Annotated in this window: 1 protein-coding gene and 1 pseudogene; both read left to right on the top strand. The window is 63.5% G+C overall.

The genetic code is table 11. The features are described from left to right. Window positions 1–42: 42 nt before the first annotated feature. Entirely contained in the window at window positions 43–507 is a 465-nt protein-coding gene (locus tag AC0ZT5_RS35100) for a MarR family winged helix-turn-helix transcriptional regulator (RefSeq protein ID WP_488500160.1), read from the top strand. Further along, a pseudogene (locus AC0ZT5_RS35095) lies at window positions 500–907 on the top strand (HlyD family secretion protein); the annotation flags it as partial. The gene AC0ZT5_RS35100 and the pseudogene AC0ZT5_RS35095, both read left to right, overlap by 8 nt.

Raw genomic sequence — 907 nt, 5'->3', positions numbered from 1 at the left:
GCATGCTCACTAAAAGTCGCGTTCAGAAAACCAGCCCCTCCCATGCCATCGTCACCCAACATCAGCTTCGTGCTGCACGATGTCGCGCGTCTGCTTCGAAAGCGGTTCGAGCAGCGGTCGCAGGCGTCGGGGCTGACCCGCTCCCAGTGGCAGGTGCTGGCCTATCTTTCCCGGCATGAAGGCATCCACCAGAACAAACTGGCCGACCTGATCGAGATCATGCCGATCACACTCGCCCGGCTGCTCGACAAGATGGAAGCCCGCGGCTTCGTTGAGCGCCGGCGCGATCCTGGCGATCGACGGGCATGGCTGCTTTACCTGACGCCTCAAGCCCATCCACTGCTCGAAACCATGCGCAGCAACGGCCGGAAAACGCGCGACGAGGCCTTCGTCGGCCTTTCGGCGGATGCCCAGCTGCGTCTGCTGCAAACCCTATGCCTGATCAAATCCAATCTGCTCGCGGCATGCGCCCAGCCAGCCGTCGACGGGGAGAACGACCATGACTGAATCGACCTCACCCAAAAAGCCCGGCAAGGACGAACCATCGGATCGCAAGAGCGACCAGATCATCCGGCTGGATAGCGAACGCGAGCAGAGGCGTGCCAGCGCCGTCATCGCCGACGACGAGCACGAAGCACCGGTTGCCCTCGAGCCCGCGACACTTGAGGCTCCCTCCAAAGAGCCGCAGCCGCAAGTCATGGTGGCGGTTGCGCCTGCGGCGCCGGTCAAGCCCAGGCGCAGCCTGACACGGCCGATCCTTTTCGCCCTGCTTCCGGTCGCGCTGGCTGTCGGCGGCTATTACTACGTTGTCGGCGGCCAGGTCATGACATCAGACAATGCCTACATCCAGGCGCAGTCGCTCGGCGTTTCCACCGACGTCTCCGGCACCGTCTCCGAGATCGACGTG

It is taken from the genome of Mesorhizobium sp. CNPSo 4670 (assembly GCF_057784235.1).
This window is presented reverse-complemented; position numbering and strand designations above follow the sequence as displayed.